Raw genomic sequence first — 21,756 nt, 5'->3', positions numbered from 1 at the left:
TTATATAATAACGCCAAACTCGCAATTAAAGGTTAGTTAAGGTTATAATCACCTGCTTTGTAATATAAACAATTGAGCAGTTAAAATTATGACTCAAGTAACACCAGCAATTATCAAAAACAGCATAACTACAATTGCTGATTATCCAAAAGCGGGCATTATGTTTCGCGATGTAACCACTTTAATGGCAAATCCAGAAGCCTTTAAAGCAACTATTGACGCGTTTATCGCAGAATATAAAGATCAGGGCTTTACTAAAATCATAGGCACAGAATCACGTGGTTTTATTTTTGGTGCGCCATTGTCTTACGCGTTAGGCATTCCGTTTATTCCAGTACGTAAACCAGGTAAGTTACCACGCGAAGTTATTCGCCAAGATTACTTACTTGAGTACGGTGAAGACACGCTAGAACTGCATGTAGATGCAATTGTACCTGGCGACAAAGTATTACTAGTTGATGACTTATTAGCAACTGGTGGCACAATTGAAGCCACTGCTAAGTTAGTTAATAAACTAGGTGGCGAAGCCACAGATGCAGCATTTGTTGTATCACTACCAGAACTTGGTGGCGAGCAGCGCATCAAAAAAATGGGTATTAAAATCCTAAAATTGGTTGAATTCGAAGGCGAGTAATCGATGAGTTATCAGGTTCTAGCGAGAAAATGGCGTCCTCAAACCTTTCATGAATTGGTTGGGCAGTCTCATGTTAAGCAAGCGCTTGTAAATGCGCTTACGCAAAATAGACTGCATCACGCTTATTTATTCACTGGAACCCGCGGTGTAGGTAAAACCACCATTGCACGTATTTTTGCTAAAAGCCTAAATTGCGATGAAGGTATATCTGCAAATCCGTGTGGACAATGTAGCAGCTGTTTGGATATAGAAGCAGGGCGCTACATTGACCTACTCGAAATAGATGCGGCTTCTCGTACAAAAGTAGAAGACACTCGCGAAATACTTGATAATGTTCAATATGCACCAACGCGTGGACGTTATAAAGTATACCTAATCGATGAAGTTCACATGCTTTCTAAGCACAGCTTTAACGCGCTTTTAAAAACGCTTGAAGAGCCACCAGAGCATGTGAAATTTTTATTGGCGACCACCGATCCTCAAAAATTACCAGTTACTATTTTATCTCGCTGTCTACAATTTAACTTAAATGCCTTGTCGCAAAGTGAAATTAAAACACAGCTTGAACACGTACTTACTCAAGAGCAGCTTAGCTTTGATAACGATGCACTTAGCATTATTTCAAAAGCCGCTGATGGCAGTATGCGTGATGCACTTAGCTTAACCGACCAAGCTATTGCGCAAACAAATGGTGATATTAATAATCAAGCAGTACAAACAATGCTTGGTTTAATGGATACTCATTATAGCCAAAGCTTGCTTGCAGCATTACTTGCACAAGATGGCGCTGCGCTAGTGGATGAGATTGCGCAGGTGGCAAGTCGTAATCCTAATTATGTGGCATTGCTTGATGATTTAATTGCACTTACACATTTAACACAACTAGCCCAGTTAGTGCCTGAAGCGGCAGGGCTAGATGAAAAAAATGTAGATTATATTGCTCATGTTGCACAACATACGAGCCCACAACAAATTCAAATTTATTATCAGTTACTGTTAAATGGTAAAAAAGATTTACAATGGGCACCAGAGCCTCGCTTAGGTTTTGAAATGATTATGCTAAGATTATTAGCATTTAAGCCTACAGACGCGCAACAAACTGTACACACAGCAAACGAAGAGCCGGCCCCAAATAAACAAGGCCGCGCAAATGCACTGCGAGATATATTAAATAAAAATAAAACATCGCAAAACACCGTCGCTGGCCAAAGTAGTACTCCAGTAAATAATACTAAGCCAGTTAGCAATGCAGAGCAGCCTAAAGCCGTTGAGATAGAGCCTTCAGCTAACGCAGCCGCTCAGTCATCAAATAATGAAGTCGTGCAAAGTAATAATGAGCCGGCCCAAGTTGCAGTAGAGCAACCGGTTCAACAAAGTGAAAACGCTTCAAAGCAACAGGCTTTAGCTAAAGAGCAACCACAAACCAATGTTGTTTCAGATGCTCAAGCCCAGCGACAAAGTGAAGATGAAGCTTATATGCTCCATAGTGATGCTGAACAAACGCTGGCCTCGCAATTTGACGATATAATGAGTAGCGCTGTAGATCAGGGTTTTAAACCTGCACCTACTGCAAACTCAGAGTCTTCACCAGAGCCCTTAACAAATCACAATGCAAGTACGCCAATAGCTGAACAAGAAGCGCAGGCGCAATCTGCCATTGCTCGTATTTTACGTGACAGAAACATATCCGGTGCGGGTAGGTTATCAAGCAAGAGTACAAGCACCTCTGCAAATAATGTAGCAGCGCAGCCAAACCAAGCGCCCGCTAAAAAGCCTGAACACCAGCAAAGAATGCCTAAAGCTCAAAGTGTTAACCAAGATAGCACCGCTGAAAATACAAACGAGCTCAACAGCGTTACAAACGTAGCACCTAGCGATCCCCCACCTTGGGTGAATGATAGTGCAGATGCAAGTGAAAAAAAGCATGAGCTCCCACTAACAGGGAGCGAAAGCCAGGCACATGGTCACGCTAATACAAAACCAGCACGAAAAGTTGATTTTAAAGAAAAGCATCAAACAATTACCGAAAATCTAGCGCCAGAGCTACTTGAGCAAATAAACCCTCAAAAAGTACCTGAAGCAGCGCCCGAGGAAATTAGCATTCCCGTGCCTGATGATTTTCAAAGTCCAATTAGTGAAATTAGATTTGCACATCAACAAGATGAATGGGCTTATTTAATTAAACGTATGGGACTGGGTGGTCGTATGCGCCAATTTGCGTTGCATTCAATATTTACCAAGCAAGGCAACAGCTTACATATAGACGTTGATGAATCACAAAAGCATTTAGATACACCGATGCTTCGCCAAAGATTAGATGCCGCATTGTCGAGTATTTATGAGCATAACGTGTCGTTAAGTATTAATTTTGCTAAGGGAGTTATTGATTCTCCTTATCTTATTCAGCAAAAAATAGATGCAGGACGTCATCAACAAGCAATCGATGTGATCACATCGGATGAAAACATAGTACAATTTCAGCAAGTATTTAGCGCCGAAATTGACGAAAACAGTATTCAGGCATTGTAATTACTTACAATCGCCCTTATGTTCATGTTAATTAATGTATTAAAAGAAAGAGAGAAAGTTATGTTTAAAGGTGGAATGGGCAACATGATGAAGCAAGCGCAGCAAATGCAAGATCGCATGCAAAAAGCCCAAGACGAAATCGCAACTCTTGAAGTTGTTGGTGAAGCCGGTGCAGGTTTAGTTAAAGTAACTATGCTTGGTAACCACAATGTACGTCGTGTTCAGCTTGATGAAAGCTTGATGGAAGAAGACAAAGACATGATTGAAGACTTACTTGCAGCAGCATGTAACGATGCTGTTCGCCGTGTTGCAGAAGAAACACAAGAGCGTATGGGTAAAGTAACTGGCGGTATGCAATTACCACCAGGTATGAAAATGCCGTTTTAAGTCAATAATGCAACTTTCAGATAGTTTAAATCAGCTTATAGAAGCACTGCGCTGTCAACCGGGCATTGGTCCAAAGTCAGCGCAACGTATTGCTTTTCACCTGCTTGAGCGCGACCGAAAGGGAGGCACTCAGCTGGGCAATGCACTCACTAAAGCAATGACCGCCATAGGGCACTGTCAGTCTTGTCGTACTTTTTGCGAACAAGCTCAGTGCGATATTTGTTTAAGTACAAAACGCCAAGACAGCGGTATATTATGTGTTGTTGAATCGCCTACTGACGTACTTGCCATCGAGCAAACAGGTCAGTATTTAGGTCTATACTTTGTATTAATGGGTCACTTATCGCCAATAGACGGTATTGGTCCTAAAGAGATTGGCTTAGATGTTTTAGAGCAAAAGCTTGCTCAAGGCGATATTAATGAGGTTATTTTAGCGACTAACCCTACGGTTGAAGGCGATACTACCGCACATTATATTGCTCAGCTTTGTCATAAATACAAAGTAGGCGCTTCACGTATTGCCCATGGTATTCCTGTGGGAGGTGAGCTTGATTTAGTAGATGGTAGAACACTTATGCATGCCTTTAGCGGCAGGCGCCTAGTTACTCAAGACTAGCTCTAAGTCACTATTTGAAAACAAATTACCAAAGCCTACATGATTAAATCATGTAGGCTTTTTCGTTTTTAAGGTAAGCTTAAAAACAATCTAATTTATTTTTGGGCTATGTCTCTAATTAGTAAGGAATACAATGAAAGATAACCAACCCTATCAAGGTGCATTACTCGGTAGTAAGCGTTTTTTACCGCTTTTTATTACGCAGTTTTTCTCAGCGATAAACGATAACGTGTATAAGCAATCAGTGCTTATTCTATTAATATTTCAGGCTGCAACGCTTGCAGATGGCGCACTTTATTCAAATATTGCTGCTGGGTTATTTATTCTTCCGTTCTTTTTATTTTCAGGGATGGCAGGGCAGCTTGCAGAAAAAACAGAAAAATCAAAATTGATTAGAATCGTAAAACTATGTGAAATCCCTATTATGGTTGTTGGGGCAGTTTCTATTTTAACTCAGTATGTGTGGCTAATGTTAGCCACCGTATTTTTAATGGGCGTGCAAAGTACGTTTTTTGGTCCATTAAAATATTCTATTTTACCGCAGCACGTAGCACCGAATGAATTAACAAAAGCGAATGGTTTGGTTGAATCAGGCACGTTTGTGGCGATACTAATGGGTACAATTTTTGGCACTTATTATATTACTCAATCAGTAGGGCCTACGCTTATAAGTATTGCAGTATTAGTATTGGCCGTGATGGGTTATGTGAGCAGTCGCTTTATACCCACTAGTGAAGCAAACGAGCCTAACTTAAAATTTACCTATAATATATTTTCATCGACAAAAAACGTATTTTCAGCACTTAATTCGCAAACAGAATCGGTTGGTAAATCAGTACTTGGGATCAGTTGGTTTTGGTTAATTGGCGCCATCGTTTTAACGTCCCTACCAAATTATGTAAAACACACAATGGGCGGCGATGAACTGGTTGTAACTAGCGCGCTTGTTGTGTTTTCACTAAGTATTGCTATTGGTTCGTTACTGTGTGAAAAGCTTTCCCGCTCTCGAATAGAATTAGGAATTGTGCCTTTTGGCGCGATCTTAATTACCTTGTTTTTATACTTACTGAGCCAAGAGCCAGCCATTAGCTCTTATTTACCTCAAAACCTTGAGTTATTGACGCTTCAGGAGCTATTAAAAACAGGCGATATGGTGTGGCACTTTGTATGGATGGCAGGCATTGGTATTGGCTCTGGTTTTTACACTGTACCGCTGTATGCGCTTATTCAACAGCGTACTGAAGAGTCGAGTCGCTCACGAGTTATAGCGGCTAACAATGTATTAAATGCACTGTTTATGGTGGGCAGTGCTGTTTTAAGTATTGTAACGCTGTCTGTTTTTCAGTGGAGTATTTCAGAGTTGCTACTGTTACTTGCCGGGCTAAACTTACTTATCTCTGTTTATATTTATACCAAAGTACCAGAGTTCTTTTTACGATTTATTATATATATTTTAGCTATTTGTATGTACAGAGTGCGTACAAAAGGTGAAAGTAATATACCTGATGCAGGCGCTGCGGTTGTCGTGTGTAATCATGTCAGCTTTGTTGATTGGATGTTTATTTTAGCCGCATCACCAAGGCCTATCCGGTTTATGGTATTTGCCCCTATTTATTATTCGCCGGCCCTACATTGGTTATTTAAAATGGCTAAGGCTATTCCCATTAACAGTGAAAAAACCAGTCCAGAAGCGTTTAAAAAAGCCTTTGACGAAGTAGCTGCTGCGCTTAATAAAGGCGAACTTGTTGGTATTTTCCCTGAAGGAAAACTAACCAGTGACGGCTCAGTGGATATTTTTCGCCGTGGAATCGAGCGCATTATTGAGCGCTCACCTGTGCCCGTTATTCCTGTGCACTTAGGTGGTTTATGGGGCAGCATGTTTAGTCGTAAAGCTAAGTGGCAATTGCCTCGATTAAAATGGTCTTTGGTGTCGGTTGCAGTCGGTGCCCCGATTGCTGCTGATAAAGTAGTAGCAGATGATTTACGTGAAAAAGTATTGGCTTTAAAAGCGCTTCATTCAAAAGATAGTGACTAATTTAATGATTAACTTAATGGCTAATTCAACATCGCAAACACCCTCAGAACAACCCATTATAGTTGATGATTTTGTAGCCCCTAAGTGCGACGGGTTTATTGAAATATTATATCAAGATGACGATATTTTACTGATCAATAAACCCAGTGGACTATTAAGCTTATCAGGTAAAAATCCGCTTAATTGGGACTCAGTGCATCACCGCTTAGTAAATGGTCAAAAGGGCTTAACAGCTGCATTTGCAGAGGCTAAGTTACCGCATCGGCTAGATTTGGGCACATCGGGCATTATGATTGTTGGGTTAAACGCGATTGCGTCAAAGCACCTTAATAAGCAATTTCAAGCGCGTACTATTCAAAAGCGTTATGTAGCCATGTTAGAGGGATGCTTGGCTGTTGATGAAGGGCAAATTACTGCGCCAATTGCAAAAGATAAACTGCTTTTTCCGCGTGTTAAAATTTGCCAATCGACAGGTAAAACAGCGCTGAGTGAATATAAAGTACTTAAGCGGCTCAGGCAGCCGTGCAGAACCTTAGTGCAATTTACACCTATTACTGGGCGTACCCATCAATTACGAATACACAGCCAGTTTATAGGGCACCCAATTTTAGGCTGTGATTTATATAAAAGTGCGCAAAGTGAATATATGGCAGGGCGGTTACAATTACATGCCAGCGATTTATATTTTGAACATCCAACAACAGGTGAAAAGATTCATATTAATTGTCCGCATTCGTTTTAAACAAATTAATGGTTCTTTGTTTTCGTTTCACCTTTTTTAAATTTTTCCCTTGAAGTTCTAACACCTCACCCCATATTAAGTGCATAACGCAGACACTTTGCAAATTGGAGATATATAAATGACTGCAGCACAAAAAGAAACATTAGGCTTTCAAACAGAAGTAAAACAATTATTAAACTTAATGATTCATTCTCTTTATTCTAATAAAGAAATATTTTTACGTGAGCTTGTGTCAAATGCATCAGACGCAGCAGACAAGTTACGCTTTTTAGCATTATCTCAAGGTGACCTTTATCAAGGTGATGCCGATTTACGTGTTCGTATTAGTGCAGATAAAGAAGCAAATACAATTACCATTTCAGATAATGGTATTGGTATGACGCGCGATGAAATCATTAGCTCATTAGGTACTATTGCAAAGTCGGGTACTGCTGAGTTTTTCAAAAACTTAACGGGTGATCAAAGTAAAGATTCACAGTTAATTGGTCAATTCGGTGTTGGTTTTTACTCAGCATTTATTGTTGCTGATTTAGTCACTGTTCGTACACGCAAAGCCGGTGAAACAACCGCTTATGAGTGGGAATCTCAAGGTGAAGGCGAATACACACTTCAAGAAATTGAAAAAGAAGGCCGTGGTACCGACATTATTTTACATCTTCGCGATGAAGAAAAAGAATTTGCTGATGACTGGCGCCTACGTAGTATCGTTACTAAATACTCTGATCACATCTCAACGCCAGTACAAATGTTTAAAGCAGAAGTGCCTGAATCTGAAGGCGAAGACGGCGAAAAAATTCCAGCAGTACCAGGTGAGTGGGAAAGCATTAACCGCGCGACTGCATTGTGGACACGCGATAAATCAGAGCTTTCTGATGATGAATACAAAGAGTTTTACAAGCATGTTAGCCATGATTGGGAAGAGCCACTTAGCTGGGCACATAATAAGGTTGAAGGTAAAACTGAATACACTAGCCTTTTATATATTCCTAAAAAAGCACCTTTCGACTTATGGAACCGTGAACGTCAAAGTGGTTTAAAACTTTACGTACAACGTGTGTTTGTAATGGATGATGCTGAGCAGTTCATGCCAAGCTACCTTCGCTTTGTAAAAGGCTTACTAGATTCAAACGATTTACCACTGAACGTATCTCGTGAAATTCTACAAGACAACAAAGTAACGCAAGCTATTCGTAAAGGGTGTACATCGCGTATTATTAAAATGCTTGAGCGTATGGCTAAAAACAAAGCTGACGATTACCAAGTATTTTGGAATGAGTTTGGTCAAGTAATGAAAGAAGGCCCAGCTGAAGATGCTGCCAATAAAGAAGCTATTTGTAAGCTACTTCGTTTTTCTTCGACACACACTGATTCACAAACACAAGATGTGTCGCTTGAGCAATATGTTGAACGCATGAACGAAGGCCAAGACAAAATTTACTACGTAGTAGCTGATACATTCACCGCTGCGAAAAACTCACCGCATTTAGAGATTTTCCGCAAAAAAGGCATTGAAGTATTACTACTAAGTGACCGTGTTGACGAGTGGATGATGAGTCACCTAACTGAATTTGCTGATAAGCAACTACAGTCGATCACACGTGGTGACTTAGATTTAGGTAAGCTTGACGACGAAGAAACTAAAAAAGCGCAAGAAGAGTCTGAAAAAGAAATGGCTGGCCTTGTTGAACGTATTAAAACAGCACTAGGTGATGACGTTAAAGAAGTGCGCTTTACGCACCGCTTAACAGATTCTCCAGCATGTGTTGTAAGCGACGACAACGACATGAGCTCACAAATGCAAAAGCTAATGGAGTCTGTTGGTCAAGCAGCCCCTGAAGCAAAACCTGTGTTTGAGCTAAACCCAGAGCATCAACTTGTTAAGCACTTAAATGACGAACAAGATGAAGATAAGTTTGCGCAGTGGTCACACGTTTTACTAGATCAAGCGCTACTTGCAGAACGCGGTACACTTAAAGATCCAACAGGATTTGTTACTCGCTTAAATAAATTGATGCTTGAACTAAGTAAATAAGCAAATAGCTATTTACTCAGTTAATAAAGTATAAATTATGTACTTTAAATAAAAGGGAACGTGTGTTCCCTTTTTTAATGCCCTGTAAACACCCCAACGGCTCATCAATTAGTATAAGTTGCTTGAGTATCGGCGGCGCTTGTGGAAGAATTCAGGCTTTAAAATAAATATCCATACTAGGGGACAATAATATGCGCATTATTCTTTTGGGCGCGCCGGGTGCAGGTAAAGGTACTCAAGCTCAGTTTTTAATGGACAAATACGGTATTCCACAAATTTCTACTGGCGATATGTTACGTGCGGCAATTAAAGAAGGCACGCCACTGGGTCTAGAAGCAAAAAAAGTAATGGATGCTGGTCAACTAATTTCTGACGATATTATTATTGGTTTAGTTAAAGAGCGTATTACTAAAGCGGATTGTGAGAAAGGTTTTTTACTTGATGGCTTCCCGCGTACAATCCCGCAAGCGGATGCAATGAAAGAAAATGGCGTAGTGGTTGATCACGTTATTGAATTTGACGTGGCTGATGAAGTCATTGTTGAGCGTATGGGCGGACGTCGCGTTCATCCTGGTTCTGGTCGTGTTTACCACGTTGTTTATAATCCACCAAAAGTGGAAGGTAAAGACAACGAAACTGGCGAAGACTTAATTGTTCGCGCTGATGATACTGAAGAAACAGTACGTAAACGTTTAGGTATTTACCACGAGCAAACTATGCCATTGGTTGATTACTATCAAGCAGAAGCGGCTGCTGGTAATACTCAATACCATAAACTAGATGGTACACAAGCTGTTGAAACTGTTAGCCAACAACTTGGTGAACTTTTAGGTTAATTATAAAAGCACATTAAAAAACCGCCAATTGGCGGTTTTTTGTTTTAAGGCTATTTAGCATTGCTTAATTAGTGCTACTTAATGGACTTTACAATGTTTTAAGTTTCTCAATTACGCTGTTGTATTCTGGTTCAGTTGAAAGGCTACTAACTAACTGTTTATAAATGACGTTATGGCTTTCATCTAAAATAAAGACTGTTCGCGTTAGTAAGCCCATATCTTTAATAATCAATCCGTATTTCTGACCAAAATCACGCCAAACAGAATCTGATAACGTAGTGATTTTATCGATATTTTCAGCTTTGCAAAAACGCTTTTGAGCAAATGGTAAATCAGCACTAATTGTTAGCATAACTACACTTGGGAATTGTGAGGCTACTTTTTCATTAAAGTGCTTAGTTTGCAGGCTACAAATGCCGGTATCTAGGCTGGGTACTACACTTATTAATACAGCTTGGCCTTTATAATCCTCAAGTGTCACTGGAATAAAGTTGTCATCAACAACTTTAAAGTTTGGCGCACTATCTCCAATTGAGATACCTTGACCTAATAAAGTGACTGGTTTGCCTTGTGCGGATACTTTTCCTGCATCAAGTGTGTTTTCTGGATAGTCGGCTGCAATAGCCACAGAACAAAATGCACTCAAAGCAAAGGCAAGTGAACGTAACATAAGGTATTTCCTTTTAAATTAACGCAATGGGCGTCAGTGTATTATACTGGGCTTTAGTTACCAAGTGATTAAACCTGCTTAATAGAGTGGGTATTAGCTCTGAAATATAAAAATTGTAACTATGCTAAACTTTGATTAACATGAAGTTACAAAAGATATCTTCAATAATAAAAATAAAAACCATCATAAAATGATTTTAATGCTCATTACTGGTTTAGAAACAGAGAGATAATATGTCAACATCGGTATTAATATGTGATGACTCGAAATTAGCTAGGCGTCAGCTAGCTCGCTCATTACCTGAAGATTGGGACATTAAAGTTGAATTTGCACTTGACGGCGTTGATTGTATAAAGCAAATAAAGTTAATTGAACCAGAGATACTTTTTCTCGATTTAAACATGCCAGAAATGGACGGTTATGAAGTTTTAATCGCTATGAAAGAACAGGGGCTTAATATTCTCACTGTTGTTGTCTCTGGTGATATACAACCAAGTGCACACCAAAGAGTGCTTGAGCTTGGTGCTATCGATTTTATTCAAAAACCATGTTCTCCCGAAAAACTAGCCAGCATAATTGAACACCATGGGATTAAAGATAAAGCCATGCGTGAGCGTCTCTCTCATTCGCTAGGAGAGCAAGTCGACCCTGATGTTCGGGATATATACCAAGAGCTAACTAACGTTGCTATGGGGCAGGCTGGGGATTTACTTGCACGTCTTCTTAATGTATTTGTAGAGTTACCAATTCCTAATGTGAATATTTTGGAAGTTAATGAACTCGATATGGCGCTGCAGTCTATAGATAATAACGCAGCTACATCGGGTGTGTGCCAGGGCTTTATTGGCGGTGGTATTTCGGGCGAGGCGCTATTACTTTTAAATGATTCAAGCTTTAAAGAAATAGCTTCTTTGATGAACTATGACGGCGAGTTAAACGATAAAGTTGAACTTGAGCTGCTTATGGATATTAGTAATATTTTGATAGGCGCTATTTTAACGGGTCTTTCAAAACAGCTCGATATGTCATTTAGCCAAGGGCACCCGATTGTACTTGGCCAACACAGAGATGTATCTGAGTTGGTTAAATCAAACAAGTCACGTTGGCAACGCACCCTTGCAATAGAGATTAGTTACGGTATTGAAAACCATGATATAAACTGCGACCTCATGCTGTTATTTACTGAAGATTCACTTAAAACTTTGAAATACAAAGTTGCTTACCTATTAGAAGATTAAGTTATGGCCGCTGATTTAGAAATGAATGAGATCCATTGGTTAATGGATATGTTTAATACCGTTGATGTAGGCCTTGTGGTACTCGATAGGGATTATAAGGTGTGTGTATGGAATGGTTTTATGGAAAACCATTCAGGGCTTCTACCAAGCGCAGTAAAAGATAAAGATCTATTTGATTTATTTCCTGCAATAGACGAAAAATGGTTTAGAAGTAAATCTGAGTCGGTTTTTGTTTTAAAAAACCGCTCTTTTACGATTTGGGAGCAGCAGCCATACATTTTTAGGTTTAAAAATTATCGACCTATTACTGGTAAAGCTGATTACATGTATCAAAATGCGACATTCATCCCTCTTACCAATACGATGGGCGAAGTTAGCCACATTTGTATTATTTTGTATGATGTAACAGATGTCGCGGTAAATAAAAAAGAGCTTGAAGAGTTAAATAAAAAATTAGAACAAGTAAGTCAAACAGATAGCTTAACGCAGCTTGCAAACCGTGGACACTGGGAAGGTACGCTACGCCAAGAGTTTTTAAGAGTTAAGCGAAGTGGTGGCTGTAGTACATTATTAATGTTTGATATTGATCACTTTAAAAAAATAAATGATGAATATGGTCATAGCTGTGGTGATGAATCGCTTCGTCACTTATCTAACTTACTACGTACGACGCTGCGCGAGACTGATGTTGCAGGGCGCTATGGCGGTGAAGAGTTTGCAGTGACATTGCTTGATACAGATAAAGAAGGCGCTTTTGTATTTGCTGAGCGTTTAAGGGTATTGATTGAAAGTAACCCTGTTAAGTATAAACACTTTGAAATAACAATGACGGTAAGTATAGGGCTGGCTGGTAGCAGTAATGATTTTAAAAATCATGAGCGCTGGATAGAGGCTGCAGATAAAGCACTGTACCAGTCTAAAAATACAGGGCGAAATAAAGTAATAGCCTACGAAGATATAAAAAATGACGCTTAAGCGTCATTTTTTATATCCAGAATTTAGGGTTAAATAATACCGTGTTTTTTTACAATCTGCTGAGCAAATCCAATCAGTATGGAAATTGTATTGCCCTTCATTATTGTGTTGTGTGTCGAGAGTCATCTATTGGGCATTGACCAATCATTGAAACCTCACCAGAATTTGACTCTTGCTCTAGTTTTACTTTAAAGCCCCATAATCTGTAAAGATGCTTAAGCACTTCCTCGTGCGAGTTTGCTAAAGGAATATTGTTATGAGGTACATAGCGTAGGGTTAATGAACGGTCACCTCTAATATCAACATCATACACTTGAATGTTAGGCTCATGATTACTTAAATTGTACTGCGCTGAGAGTGCTTCTCTCACTGCCTTATAGCCGTTGTCGTTATGTATTGCGCCAATTTCTAGATGGGGATTATTAGTATGGTCAATAATAGTAAATAATTTAAAATCACGAATTAACTTAGGCGATAAAAACTGGCTAATAAAACTTTCATCTTTAAAGTTTTCCATTGCAAAATGCAGTGTATCTAGCCAGTTACTACCTGCATATTCAGGAAACCAGCGTTTATCTTCTTCAGTTGGGTGTTCACATATTCTGCGAATATCAACCATCATATTAAAGCCTAAAGCATATGGGTTAATGCCTGAATAATACTTACTGTTATAAGGTGGCTGATAAACTACGTTGGTGTGGCTTTGTAAAAACTCTAACATGAAAGAGTCGGTGAGCTTTCCCTCATCATATAAGTGATTAAGGATGGTGTAATGCCAAAAAGTTGCCCAGCCTTCGTTCATTACTTGAGTTTGCTTTTGTGGGTAAAAGTATTGCGAAATTTTACGAACAATACGTATCACTTCACGTTGCCAAGAATCGAGTAATGGGGCATTTTTTTCAATAAAATACAAAATATTTTCTTGAGGTTCAGAAGGAAAATGGCGGACTTTCTTTTTGGTTTCTTGCTGTTGCTCAGGAATAGTCCGCCATAATTCGTTTACTTGCGATTGAAGGTAGTCTTCACGCTCTTGTTGGCGTTTTTGTTCTTCAAATAACGATATTTGTTGTGGACGTTTGTAGCGATCGACTCCGTAATTCATTAATGCATGACATGAGTCGAGCAGGGCTTCTACTTGTGTAATACCGTGCTTTTCTTCACAGCGGCTTATGTAGTTTTTAGCAAATACCAAGTAATCAATAATTGAGCCAGCATCGGTCCAGGTTTTAAATAAGTAATTACCTTTAAAAAATGAGTTATGTCCGTAACATGCATGCGCCATTACAAGTGCTTGCATAGGTAGGGTATTTTCTTCCATTAAGTACGCAATACAAGGGTCTGAATTTATCACTATTTCGTAAGCGAGACCCATTTGTCCGCGCTTATAATTTTGCTCTGTTTGAATGAACTTTTTACCGTACGACCAATGACTGTAGCCAATAGGCATACCAACGCTTGAATAAGCATCCATCATTTGCTCTGCGGTTATCACTTCAATTTGATTAGGGTATGTGTCTAACCTGTAGTGAGCTGCAACACGGGCAATTTCACCTTGGTACTCATTTAATAAATCAAAGGTCCAATCTGGGCCATCACTCATTCGTTTATCATTCATAATGCTACCTCGCTTTAGGCTATGCAGAGTTTTGCTGTTGACGACCTTTTTTAAATAGCTCCCTAAAAATTGGGTAAATATCTTCAACGCTTTGAATATGCTGTATGGCGAAATTATTATGGCTGTGTGTTATAGATTCATATTCGCGCCATAGGCTTTGATGAGCACGAGTGGTTATTTCAATATAAGCAAAATAGCGTACTGCGCTTAAGAGCTTATTACGTAATATTTCACCACACTGCGGCGTGTCATCCGCCCAGTTATCGCCATCAGAGGCTTGTGCGGCGTATACATTCCACTCATTTGCGTGATAACGCTCTTTTATTATTTCGTTCATTAATTTAAGAGCGCTTGAAACAATAGTGCCGCCAGTTTCTTGGGAGTAAAAAAACTCTTGTTCGTCTACTTCTTTAGCTTGTGTGTGGTGGCGAATATAAACAACGTCTATGTCTTTATAACTGCGCGTTAAAAATTGATAGAGCAAAATATAAAAACGCTTTGCCATGTCTTTTGTTGGCTGATCCATTGAGCCTGACACATCCATAATACAAAACATCACGGCTTTGCTGGTGGGGTGAGGGCGCTTTTCGTAATTACGAAAACGTAAATCGTAGTTATCAATAAACGGAACCGACTTAATTTGCACTTTTAATGCTGCAATTTCTTTTTGTAATAAAGCAATTGCCGCTTTATCGTTATGTGGACCAGCAAGCAGCATAACAAGTTGTTCTTCGAGCTCTTTTAAACGGCGTTTTTTACCTGCACTCATGGCAACACGCCGTGCAAGCGAGCCTTGAAGAGAGCGTACAATGTCAATATTACTTGGCATGCCGTCGCTACAAAAACCTGCGCGATGGGTTTTCATTTGTACTAACTTATCAAGCTGGTTCTCTTGTAAGTTAGGAAGTTCTAGATCTTCAAACAGTAAATCAAGGTATTCATCTTTTGATATTGAAAATACAAACTCATCTTGTCCCTCGCCCGAATCGCTGGCGTCACCTTCACCGGCACCACCGCCTTGTCCGCCTTTAGGGCGCTCAATTTTATCACCTGTAGAAAACTGATCGTTACCAGGGTGAATTTGTTCTCTATTCCCGCCTTGCCCTTGATGAAATGTAGGTTCGCTGATATCGCGTTGTGGAATAGAAATACTCTCACCAGAGCTTGAATCAGTAACGCTGCGTTTGTTAATCGCATCTGAAACCGCTTCTTTAATTTGTTTTTTATAGCGCCTAATAAAGCGCTGGCGATTAAGCGTACTTTTATTTTTTCCGTTTAAACGCCTATCTATAAAATGCGCCATATTGACCTCCTATATACTACGACTATGAAGGTTATTGCGATTTTCTAACCCGTAAATACCACTCAGAAAGCAAGCGAACTTGTTTTTGTGTATAGCCTTTTTCGACCATACGGTTCACAAAGTCTTCGTGCTTTTGCTGATCCTCTGCAGACGTTTTAGTATTAAACGAAATAACAGGGAGTAAATCTTCGGTATTAGAGAACATTTTTTTCTCAATCACCGTGCGTAGTTTTTCGTAGCTTGTCCATAGTGGGTTTTTACCGTTGTTGTGTGCGCGGGCACGCAGTACAAAGTTCACTATTTCATTACGAAAATCTTTAGGATTAGAAATACCCGCTGGCTTTTCTATTTTTTCAAGTTCAGCGTTTAGCGCTGCGCGGTCAAATAGCTGTCCTGTATCGGGGTCTCGATATTCTTGGTCTTGTATCCAAAAGTCTGCATAAATAACATAACGGTCAAAAATATTTTGTCCGTATTCTGAGTACGATTCTAGATAAGCGGTTTGCAGTTCTTTACCTATAAACTCGACATATTGTGGAATTAAATAGCCTTTTAAAAAGCTTAAATAACGCTCTTCTATTTCACTTGAAAATTGCTCGCGCTCTATCTGTTGCTCAAGCACATAGAACAAATGCACCGGATTTGCAGCAACCTCAGTGGTATCAAAGTTAAACACTCGGGACAAAATTTTAAACGCAAAGCGGGTAGAGAGCCCCGTCATACCTTCATCAACACCTGCGTAATCACGATACTCTTGATACGATTTTGCTTTAGGGTCGGTGTCTTTTAGGGTCTCGCCATCGTATACCCGCATTTTAGAATAGATACTTGAATTTTCTGGCTCTTTTAAACGTGATAGCGTCGTAAATTGCGCCAATGTTTTAAGTGTACCCGGTGCACATGGCGCGTTGTATAGCTCGCTGTGCTCAAGTAATTTGTCGTAAATTTTAATTTCTTCAGTTACACGTAAGCAATAAGGGACTTTTACAATATAAACACGGTCTAAAAATGCTTCGTTGTTTTTATTGTTTTTAAAGGTTTGCCACTCAGACTCATTCGAGTGAGCGAGGATCATGCCATTAAAGGGCAGGGCACTAATGCCTTCTGTGCCGTTATAGTTACCTTCTTGGGTTGCGGTAAGTAAAGGATGCAGCACTTTAATAGGCGCTTTAAACATTTCTACAAATTCCATCAGCCCTTGGTTAGCTAAACATAAAGAGCCAGAGTAGGCGTATGCATCAGGATCGTTTTGGGCAAAGTGCTCAAGCTGGCGAATATCGACCTTACCAACCAGTGCTGAAATATCTTGGTTGTTTTCATCTCCTGGTTCGGTTTTGGCAATGCCTATTTGGTTTAAAATAGAAGGGTAGCGTTTAACCACTCTAAACTGGCTTATATCACCATTGAACTCTTTTAAGCGTTTGCCAGCCCAAGGCGACATAATGGTTTTTAAGTAGCGCGGTTTAATACCGTATTCTTTGCTGAGTACGTCTGCATCTTCGATAGGATCAAACAAGCAGAGGGGGTGATCGTTTACAGGAGACCCTTTAATTGAATAAATAGGCACTTGTTGCATTAAATACTTTAGTTTTTCAGCAATGGATGATTTACCCCCACCAACAGGTCCAAGTAAATAAAGCACTTGTTTGCATTCTTCTAGCCCCTGAGCCGCATGTTTTAAATAAGAGACTATTTGCTCAATGGCGTCTTCCATACCATAAAAATCAGCAAAGGCAGGGTAGCGCGCAACTACTCTATTTGAAAATAATCGACTTAGTCGTGCATCCGTTGCGGTATCTACCATGTGTGGTTCGCCAATTGCCATGAGTAGGCGTTCTGGTGCGCTGGCGTAGGCAGACTTATCGGTTTTACAAATCTCAAGAAATTCAGCGATACTGTATTCTTCTTCCTGTGCCGCTTCGTATCGTGCTTGGTAATGCTCAAAAATCGTCATAATAACCTCCGAAACCCGCTGTAAAAAGGTGCTTACCTTTTAAAGTCTAGTCACGAATGTGTATTTTTGTGCAATAAAATTAAAAATTTAAGTGAAAAAAGATCATGTTACTAAAAGTGTTTTATTAGATGATGAGGCGCTTAGGTGTGATAAACAACAAACAAAAAAAGACGCCTAAGCGTCTTTTTTACATTAGCGTTTAAAGGCTAATTAAGCGAAGTTAGCGTTCGCGAATTCCCAGTTAACAAGCGACCAAAAACCTTTAAGGTAATCTGGACGAACGTTACGGTAATCGATGTAGTAAGCGTGTTCCCATAAATCCACTGTAAGGATTGGAGTAACGCCATCATCAGTTAATGGTGTAGCAGCGTTAGATGTATTAACGATGTCTAGTGAACCATCAGCAAGCTTAACTAACCACGTCCAGCTTGAACCAAAGTTATTTACTGCTTTGTCATTTAATACATCTTTAAACGCATCAAAAGAACCCCATTTAGCGTTGATTGCATCAGCAACTGCGCCAGTAGGCTCGCCGCCGCCGTTTGGAGATAAGCTGTTCCAGTAAAAAGTATGGTTCCAGATTTGTGCTGCGTTGTTAAATACGCCGCCTTCTGATGAACATACGATCTCTTCTAGAGATTTGTTTTCAAACTCAGTACCAGGGATTAAACCATTAAGCTTAACCACGTATGTGTTGTGGTGTTTGCCATGGTGAAACTCTAGCGTTTCTTTTGAAATATGTGGCTCAAGTGCGTCGATTGCATATGGTAGTGACGGTAGTTCAAATGCCATTTTTTTATCTCCATCTTCTTTGGTTGATAGTCCATTTGGTAATACGTAATGCCTGTTGAAACAGAGCAGTTACCTATACCAAGCGGTAATATAGTGTTACTATAATTGTTGAGTATTTTACTCAAGTTTAAGCAAACAGCAATGCTATTGCGAAAGACTATTTCAATTGCGGCTTTATTTGCCCATTTTAAGTTATATATTTGTGGTCACGATGAGTTATTTTCAAGACCTAAATATATTTAGCTATCGTTACTTTGAGGTTGTAGATGGAAACCATTGATAAAATTAAACAGCAAATTTCAGAAAATCCAATAATCCTTTTCATGAAAGGGTCACCAAAATTACCAAATTGTGGTTTTTCTTCACAAGCATCGCAAGCGTTAATGTCATGTGGTGAACCATTTGCATACGTTGATATTTTACTTAATCCAGACATTCGTGCTGAGCTTCCAGCATACGCAAATTGGCCAACATTCCCACAACTTTGGGTAGATGGCGAATTAGTTGGTGGTTGTGACATTATTATCGAAATGTTTCAACGCGGTGAATTACAGCCGTTAATTACTGAAACTGCTGCTAAATATAAAGAAGCTGACGCAGAGTAATTTATTACTCAACCTGAACTCAGGTTATTAAGCTCTTTAAACACAAAGCCACTTTTTAAGTGGCTTTGTTGTTTTTAATTTGTGTAAATTTATGAATAAGGAAGGCTCACTTGTACGTTTAAGCCGCCCTCTATTTTGTTATGTAAACTTATATGCCCTTGATGCGCTTCTGCTATTTCTCTGCATAAAGCTAGCCCTAAACCACTCCCCGTACTTTTTGTTGAATAAAAGGGCACTAAAGCATTTGCCATTACTTGCTCGCTCATTCCTTTGCCGCAGTCGCTTACATTTATAACACATGCTTGGGGTACAAACTCGACCTGAATATGTATTTCATTGGCGTTGGAGCCTGACTCGTGTGAATTTTTTAATAGGTTTATCAGCAGCTGCTCGAGTTGAGCTTGATCAGCTTGTAATTCATTGTGTGAATTTTTTATTTCGTAGCTAAATTGCCAATGATTTTTTAAATTATTGAGTGTGTTTTGCCAGTTAATCCGTGTTTTTTGTGGCAGAGGTAATTTAGCAAACTTGCCATAGCCTTGTACAAATTCAGTTAAATGACTAATTCGCTCATCAATAGTTGCAAATACACGGGCAAGACGAGGCTCATCAACTTTATTTGCGAGCAATTGTGCGCTGTGTAACATGGACGACATTGGGCCGAGTGAATTATTTAATTCGTGGCTGATAATGCGTATTACCTTTTTCCACACGGCAACTTCTTGGCGACTAAGCTCACGGGTTAATTGTTTAAATATATATAAATGATGCTTTTGGTTATTGAGTAAAAACTCCCCGGTGGCTAAATGCCAAGTTTGCGAGTCTTGATTCTCTATTTCTATATTAAAGAGGCCATCAACACCGTGCTCTATAGCTGCTATTAATTGCAGAGGGGAATTTTCGAGTAACTTACTTAGTTTCATACCTTCAAGGCGAGTTGCGCTATTAAATAAACTACGGCTAATTAAATTACTAAATACCACCGTATTATTATCATTGACCAGCAGTAGCGCTTGCGGCGAGCTTTGCAATACTTTATCAAGCATTAACTCGCGCTGGTAAATCCATTGTTTTTCTTGGCGAAGCTGTTTAGCGGTTTGATTATAAAGTTGGCATAGTTTTCCAAGTTCATCATTACTTTTATACGCAAGCAAACTGGAGAGCTCACCATCTTTAAAATTAAGTAATCCGGTTTCAAGCGATTGCATGCCAAGCTTTATTGGCTTGGTGAGAGCTCTTGAAAGCAGAGTGCTAAATGTAAGCGTTAGTAATATTAAAAACAGAGTGTAGTAAATATCAAAGCCACTTAGCGCGGCAATAATAACAACAGGCAGCGCGCTACAAAGCCCGCAAATTAATACAACCTTTTGGCTTAGGGTAAAGTTGCTAATAATGTTTGGCATTAATAATCAATACCCATTTTTTGTAATCGACGATAAAGAGCTTGTCGGCTTAAACCAAATTCACGGGCCACTTTGGCTATAACACCTTGATGAGCGCGCATTGCGTGTTCTATTTCCTGTTTGGTAGGCTCTGCTTTTGCTTCTTGTTGAGCAGTAACCGGTGACGATAGTGCAAAGTCATCGACTGTAAGCGCACCTGTAGGTTTTAGTACCGCTACACGCTTACAAGCGTTTTCTAGCTCTCGAACGTTACCCGGCCATTTGTAGTGTTGAAGTGCTTGCTCTGTGTTTATAGTCAGCTCTCGGTGAGGTAAAAAATAGCTAATAAGTGCTAAAACATCATCTTGTCTTTCACTTAGGGCAGGCACATTGAGCTCAATTACATTAAGACGATAATATAAGTCTTCCCTAAATCGACCTTGCTCAATTGCTTGTAGTAAGTTTTCGTTAGTGGCCGATATAACCCGCACATTTACCTTTCGTGTTTGTGTTGAGCCTAAACGTTCAAACTCGCCGGTTTGTAGTACGCGTAGTAATTTTATTTGTCCTGAAAGTGGTAAATTACCAATTTCATCTAAAAATAACGTACCGCCATCAGCTGCTTCAAATCGACCAATACGTTGTTTGGTTATCCCCGTATATGCACCGGCTTCAGCGCCAAAAAGCTCGGCCTCTATAAGTTCTTGCGGTAGTGCACCGGCGTTTACCTTAATAAAAGGCTGCGATACAAGCGGGGAGTTTTTTTGAATAATATGCGCAATACACTCTTTGCCACTCCCATTAGGGCCTGTAATTAATGCAGATATATCAGATTTAGCCACTTGAAGCGCCATAGTAACCAGTCGTTCCATCGCAGTACTTTTAAATATTAGCCCAGCAAGGTCTGCATTTTTAAATGTACCTTCACGTTCTTGTTGATGGCGATTATGCGTCGCCATTATTTTTTTAGCACTGCCTAGCTCTATTAAATTACTGATACAAACTAGTAGTTTTGCATCATCCCAGGGTTTTGGTAAGTAATCAGCAGCACCTGCTTTTACAAGCTCAATGGCGGTGGCAAGTTCGGTCCAGGCTGTAATAAGTATAATAGGTAGGTGTGGGTTTATTTCTCGTAGTTCATAAAACAACGCTTTACCTTCTTCGCCAGAGGTGGTGTCGCTGGTAAAGTTCATGTCTTGAATTACAAGCTCAATTCGCTGATAGCGAACTATTTGCAAAGCATCAAATGGATTTGTTGCAGTGACTACCGAAAAATCGTGGATCTCGAGCAACAATGAAAGTGCGTCGAGTACTGCTTGGTTATCATCAACAATGAGTATTTTATGAGTCATAGGTTATTTTTATAATTTTTTAATGGCTACACTGCCTTACTAAGCAGTGTAGCATAGTG

At 39.6% G+C, this 21,756-nt stretch carries 18 protein-coding genes; 11 read left to right on the top strand and 7 right to left on the bottom strand.

Annotated features, from left to right (window positions below; translation table 11 throughout):
- Positions 1 to 88: 88 nt before the first annotated feature.
- From apt to adk, 8 genes are all read left to right on the top strand, one after another.
- A complete protein-coding gene (gene apt / locus H5116_RS06995) occupies positions 89 to 634 on the top strand; it encodes an adenine phosphoribosyltransferase (RefSeq protein ID WP_002962303.1) in 546 nt (181 codons plus the stop codon).
- 3 nt (positions 635 to 637) lie between these two features.
- Complete coding sequence (gene dnaX / locus H5116_RS06990; RefSeq protein WP_182715826.1) at positions 638 to 3,163, top strand: DNA polymerase III subunit gamma/tau; 2,526 nt, start codon at positions 638 to 640, stop codon at positions 3,161 to 3,163.
- Between the two features lie 60 nt (positions 3,164 to 3,223).
- Positions 3,224 to 3,550 carry a YbaB/EbfC family nucleoid-associated protein gene (locus tag H5116_RS06985; protein WP_182715825.1) on the top strand — a complete coding sequence of 109 codons (327 nt, stop codon included), beginning with the start codon at positions 3,224 to 3,226 and terminating at the stop codon, positions 3,548 to 3,550.
- A 7-nt stretch (positions 3,551 to 3,557) separates the two neighbouring features.
- Positions 3,558 to 4,166, top strand: coding sequence for a recombination mediator RecR (gene recR / locus H5116_RS06980; protein WP_002962308.1), 609 nt, complete (start codon positions 3,558 to 3,560; stop codon positions 4,164 to 4,166).
- Positions 4,167 to 4,299: 133 nt separating this feature from the next.
- A complete protein-coding gene (locus H5116_RS06975; protein WP_182715824.1) occupies positions 4,300 to 6,201 on the top strand; it encodes an MFS transporter in 1,902 nt (633 codons plus the stop codon).
- A gap of 4 nt (positions 6,202 to 6,205) precedes the next feature.
- Positions 6,206 to 6,943, top strand: coding sequence for an RluA family pseudouridine synthase (locus H5116_RS06970; RefSeq protein ID WP_182715823.1), 738 nt, complete (start codon positions 6,206 to 6,208; stop codon positions 6,941 to 6,943).
- Positions 6,944 to 7,061: 118 nt separating this feature from the next.
- Positions 7,062 to 8,975: a molecular chaperone HtpG gene (htpG, locus tag H5116_RS06965; protein WP_024596357.1), complete on the top strand. Its 1,914-nt coding sequence runs from the start codon at positions 7,062 to 7,064 to the stop codon at positions 8,973 to 8,975.
- A gap of 191 nt (positions 8,976 to 9,166) precedes the next feature.
- Positions 9,167 to 9,811 carry an adenylate kinase gene (adk, locus tag H5116_RS06960; RefSeq protein ID WP_002962321.1) on the top strand — a complete coding sequence of 215 codons (645 nt, stop codon included), beginning with the start codon at positions 9,167 to 9,169 and terminating at the stop codon, positions 9,809 to 9,811.
- Positions 9,812 to 9,899: 88 nt separating this feature from the next.
- Here adk and tpx read toward each other — a convergent pair whose 3' ends face one another.
- Positions 9,900 to 10,481 (bottom strand): thiol peroxidase, encoded by a 582-nt coding sequence (tpx, locus tag H5116_RS06955; RefSeq protein WP_002962322.1) that lies wholly within the window; start codon positions 10,479 to 10,481, stop codon positions 9,900 to 9,902.
- Between the two features lie 233 nt (positions 10,482 to 10,714).
- On the opposite strand from tpx, the gene H5116_RS06950 reads away from it, so the two are divergent.
- Entirely contained in the window at positions 10,715 to 11,719 is a 1,005-nt protein-coding gene (locus tag H5116_RS06950) for a response regulator (protein ID WP_024590825.1), read from the top strand.
- A gap of 3 nt (positions 11,720 to 11,722) precedes the next feature.
- Complete coding sequence (locus H5116_RS06945) at positions 11,723 to 12,694, top strand: diguanylate cyclase (protein ID WP_182715822.1); 972 nt, start codon at positions 11,723 to 11,725, stop codon at positions 12,692 to 12,694.
- A gap of 100 nt (positions 12,695 to 12,794) precedes the next feature.
- Here the strand turns inward: H5116_RS06945 and H5116_RS06940 are convergent, their stop codons facing one another.
- The 4 genes from H5116_RS06940 to H5116_RS06925 all read right to left on the bottom strand — a co-directional run bounded on the left by H5116_RS06940 (position 12,795) and on the right by H5116_RS06925 (position 18,358).
- Positions 12,795 to 14,309 carry a SpoVR family protein gene (locus H5116_RS06940; protein WP_182715821.1) on the bottom strand — a complete coding sequence of 505 codons (1,515 nt, stop codon included), beginning with the start codon at positions 14,307 to 14,309 and terminating at the stop codon, positions 12,795 to 12,797.
- A 19-nt stretch (positions 14,310 to 14,328) separates the two neighbouring features.
- Positions 14,329 to 15,612 carry a YeaH/YhbH family protein gene (locus H5116_RS06935; RefSeq protein WP_182715820.1) on the bottom strand — a complete coding sequence of 428 codons (1,284 nt, stop codon included), beginning with the start codon at positions 15,610 to 15,612 and terminating at the stop codon, positions 14,329 to 14,331.
- Positions 15,613 to 15,643: 31 nt separating this feature from the next.
- The gene (locus H5116_RS06930) at positions 15,644 to 17,566 is read right to left on the bottom strand and encodes a PrkA family serine protein kinase (protein WP_138489317.1); all 1,923 of its coding nucleotides are present in this window, start codon (positions 17,564 to 17,566) and stop codon (positions 15,644 to 15,646) included.
- Between the two features lie 210 nt (positions 17,567 to 17,776).
- Positions 17,777 to 18,358 carry a superoxide dismutase gene (locus tag H5116_RS06925; protein ID WP_182715819.1) on the bottom strand — a complete coding sequence of 194 codons (582 nt, stop codon included), beginning with the start codon at positions 18,356 to 18,358 and terminating at the stop codon, positions 17,777 to 17,779.
- Between the two features lie 266 nt (positions 18,359 to 18,624).
- Between H5116_RS06925 and H5116_RS06920 the strand changes: the two genes are divergently transcribed.
- Positions 18,625 to 18,963: a Grx4 family monothiol glutaredoxin gene (locus H5116_RS06920; protein ID WP_004335359.1), complete on the top strand. Its 339-nt coding sequence runs from the start codon at positions 18,625 to 18,627 to the stop codon at positions 18,961 to 18,963.
- Positions 18,964 to 19,052: 89 nt separating this feature from the next.
- Here H5116_RS06920 and H5116_RS06915 read toward each other — a convergent pair whose 3' ends face one another.
- Positions 19,053 to 20,366 carry a PAS domain-containing sensor histidine kinase gene (locus H5116_RS06915; protein WP_182715818.1) on the bottom strand — a complete coding sequence of 438 codons (1,314 nt, stop codon included), beginning with the start codon at positions 20,364 to 20,366 and terminating at the stop codon, positions 19,053 to 19,055.
- Positions 20,366 to 21,697 (bottom strand): sigma-54 dependent transcriptional regulator, encoded by a 1,332-nt coding sequence (locus H5116_RS06910; protein WP_182715817.1) that lies wholly within the window; start codon positions 21,695 to 21,697, stop codon positions 20,366 to 20,368. The genes H5116_RS06915 and H5116_RS06910 overlap by 1 nt, the downstream gene beginning before the upstream one ends.
- Positions 21,698 to 21,756: the final 59 nt, after the last annotated feature.

Source organism: Pseudoalteromonas sp. SG45-2 (genome assembly GCF_014164115.1).
In the GTDB taxonomy this organism is placed as follows: Bacteria; Pseudomonadota; Gammaproteobacteria; order Enterobacterales; family Alteromonadaceae; genus Pseudoalteromonas; species Pseudoalteromonas distincta.
This window is presented reverse-complemented; position numbering and strand designations above follow the sequence as displayed.

Bases quoted from the DNA above. Each gene is read 5' to 3' on its own strand.
- H5116_RS06940 (WP_182715821.1), bottom strand. From the start codon at position 14,309: ATGAATGATAAACGAATGAGTGATGGCCCAGATTGGACCTTTGATTTA.
- H5116_RS06970 (WP_182715823.1), top strand. From the start codon at position 6,206: ATGATTAACTTAATGGCTAATTCAACATCGCAAACACCCTCAGAACAA.
- dnaX (WP_182715826.1), top strand. From the start codon at position 638: ATGAGTTATCAGGTTCTAGCGAGAAAATGGCGTCCTCAAACCTTTCAT.
- htpG (WP_024596357.1), top strand. From the start codon at position 7,062: ATGACTGCAGCACAAAAAGAAACATTAGGCTTTCAAACAGAAGTAAAA.
- recR (WP_002962308.1), top strand. From the start codon at position 3,558: ATGCAACTTTCAGATAGTTTAAATCAGCTTATAGAAGCACTGCGCTGT.
- H5116_RS06985 (WP_182715825.1), top strand. From the start codon at position 3,224: ATGTTTAAAGGTGGAATGGGCAACATGATGAAGCAAGCGCAGCAAATG.
- H5116_RS06975 (WP_182715824.1), top strand. From the start codon at position 4,300: ATGAAAGATAACCAACCCTATCAAGGTGCATTACTCGGTAGTAAGCGT.
- H5116_RS06910 (WP_182715817.1), bottom strand. From the start codon at position 21,697: ATGACTCATAAAATACTCATTGTTGATGATAACCAAGCAGTACTCGAC.
- tpx (WP_002962322.1), bottom strand. From the start codon at position 10,481: ATGTTACGTTCACTTGCCTTTGCTTTGAGTGCATTTTGTTCTGTGGCT.
- H5116_RS06950 (WP_024590825.1), top strand. From the start codon at position 10,715: ATGTCAACATCGGTATTAATATGTGATGACTCGAAATTAGCTAGGCGT.
- H5116_RS06935 (WP_182715820.1), bottom strand. From the start codon at position 15,612: ATGGCGCATTTTATAGATAGGCGTTTAAACGGAAAAAATAAAAGTACG.
- adk (WP_002962321.1), top strand. From the start codon at position 9,167: ATGCGCATTATTCTTTTGGGCGCGCCGGGTGCAGGTAAAGGTACTCAA.
- H5116_RS06920 (WP_004335359.1), top strand. From the start codon at position 18,625: ATGGAAACCATTGATAAAATTAAACAGCAAATTTCAGAAAATCCAATA.
- H5116_RS06945 (WP_182715822.1), top strand. From the start codon at position 11,723: ATGGCCGCTGATTTAGAAATGAATGAGATCCATTGGTTAATGGATATG.
- H5116_RS06925 (WP_182715819.1), bottom strand. From the start codon at position 18,358: ATGGCATTTGAACTACCGTCACTACCATATGCAATCGACGCACTTGAG.
- H5116_RS06915 (WP_182715818.1), bottom strand. From the start codon at position 20,366: ATGCCAAACATTATTAGCAACTTTACCCTAAGCCAAAAGGTTGTATTA.
- H5116_RS06930 (WP_138489317.1), bottom strand. From the start codon at position 17,566: ATGACGATTTTTGAGCATTACCAAGCACGATACGAAGCGGCACAGGAA.
- apt (WP_002962303.1), top strand. From the start codon at position 89: ATGACTCAAGTAACACCAGCAATTATCAAAAACAGCATAACTACAATT.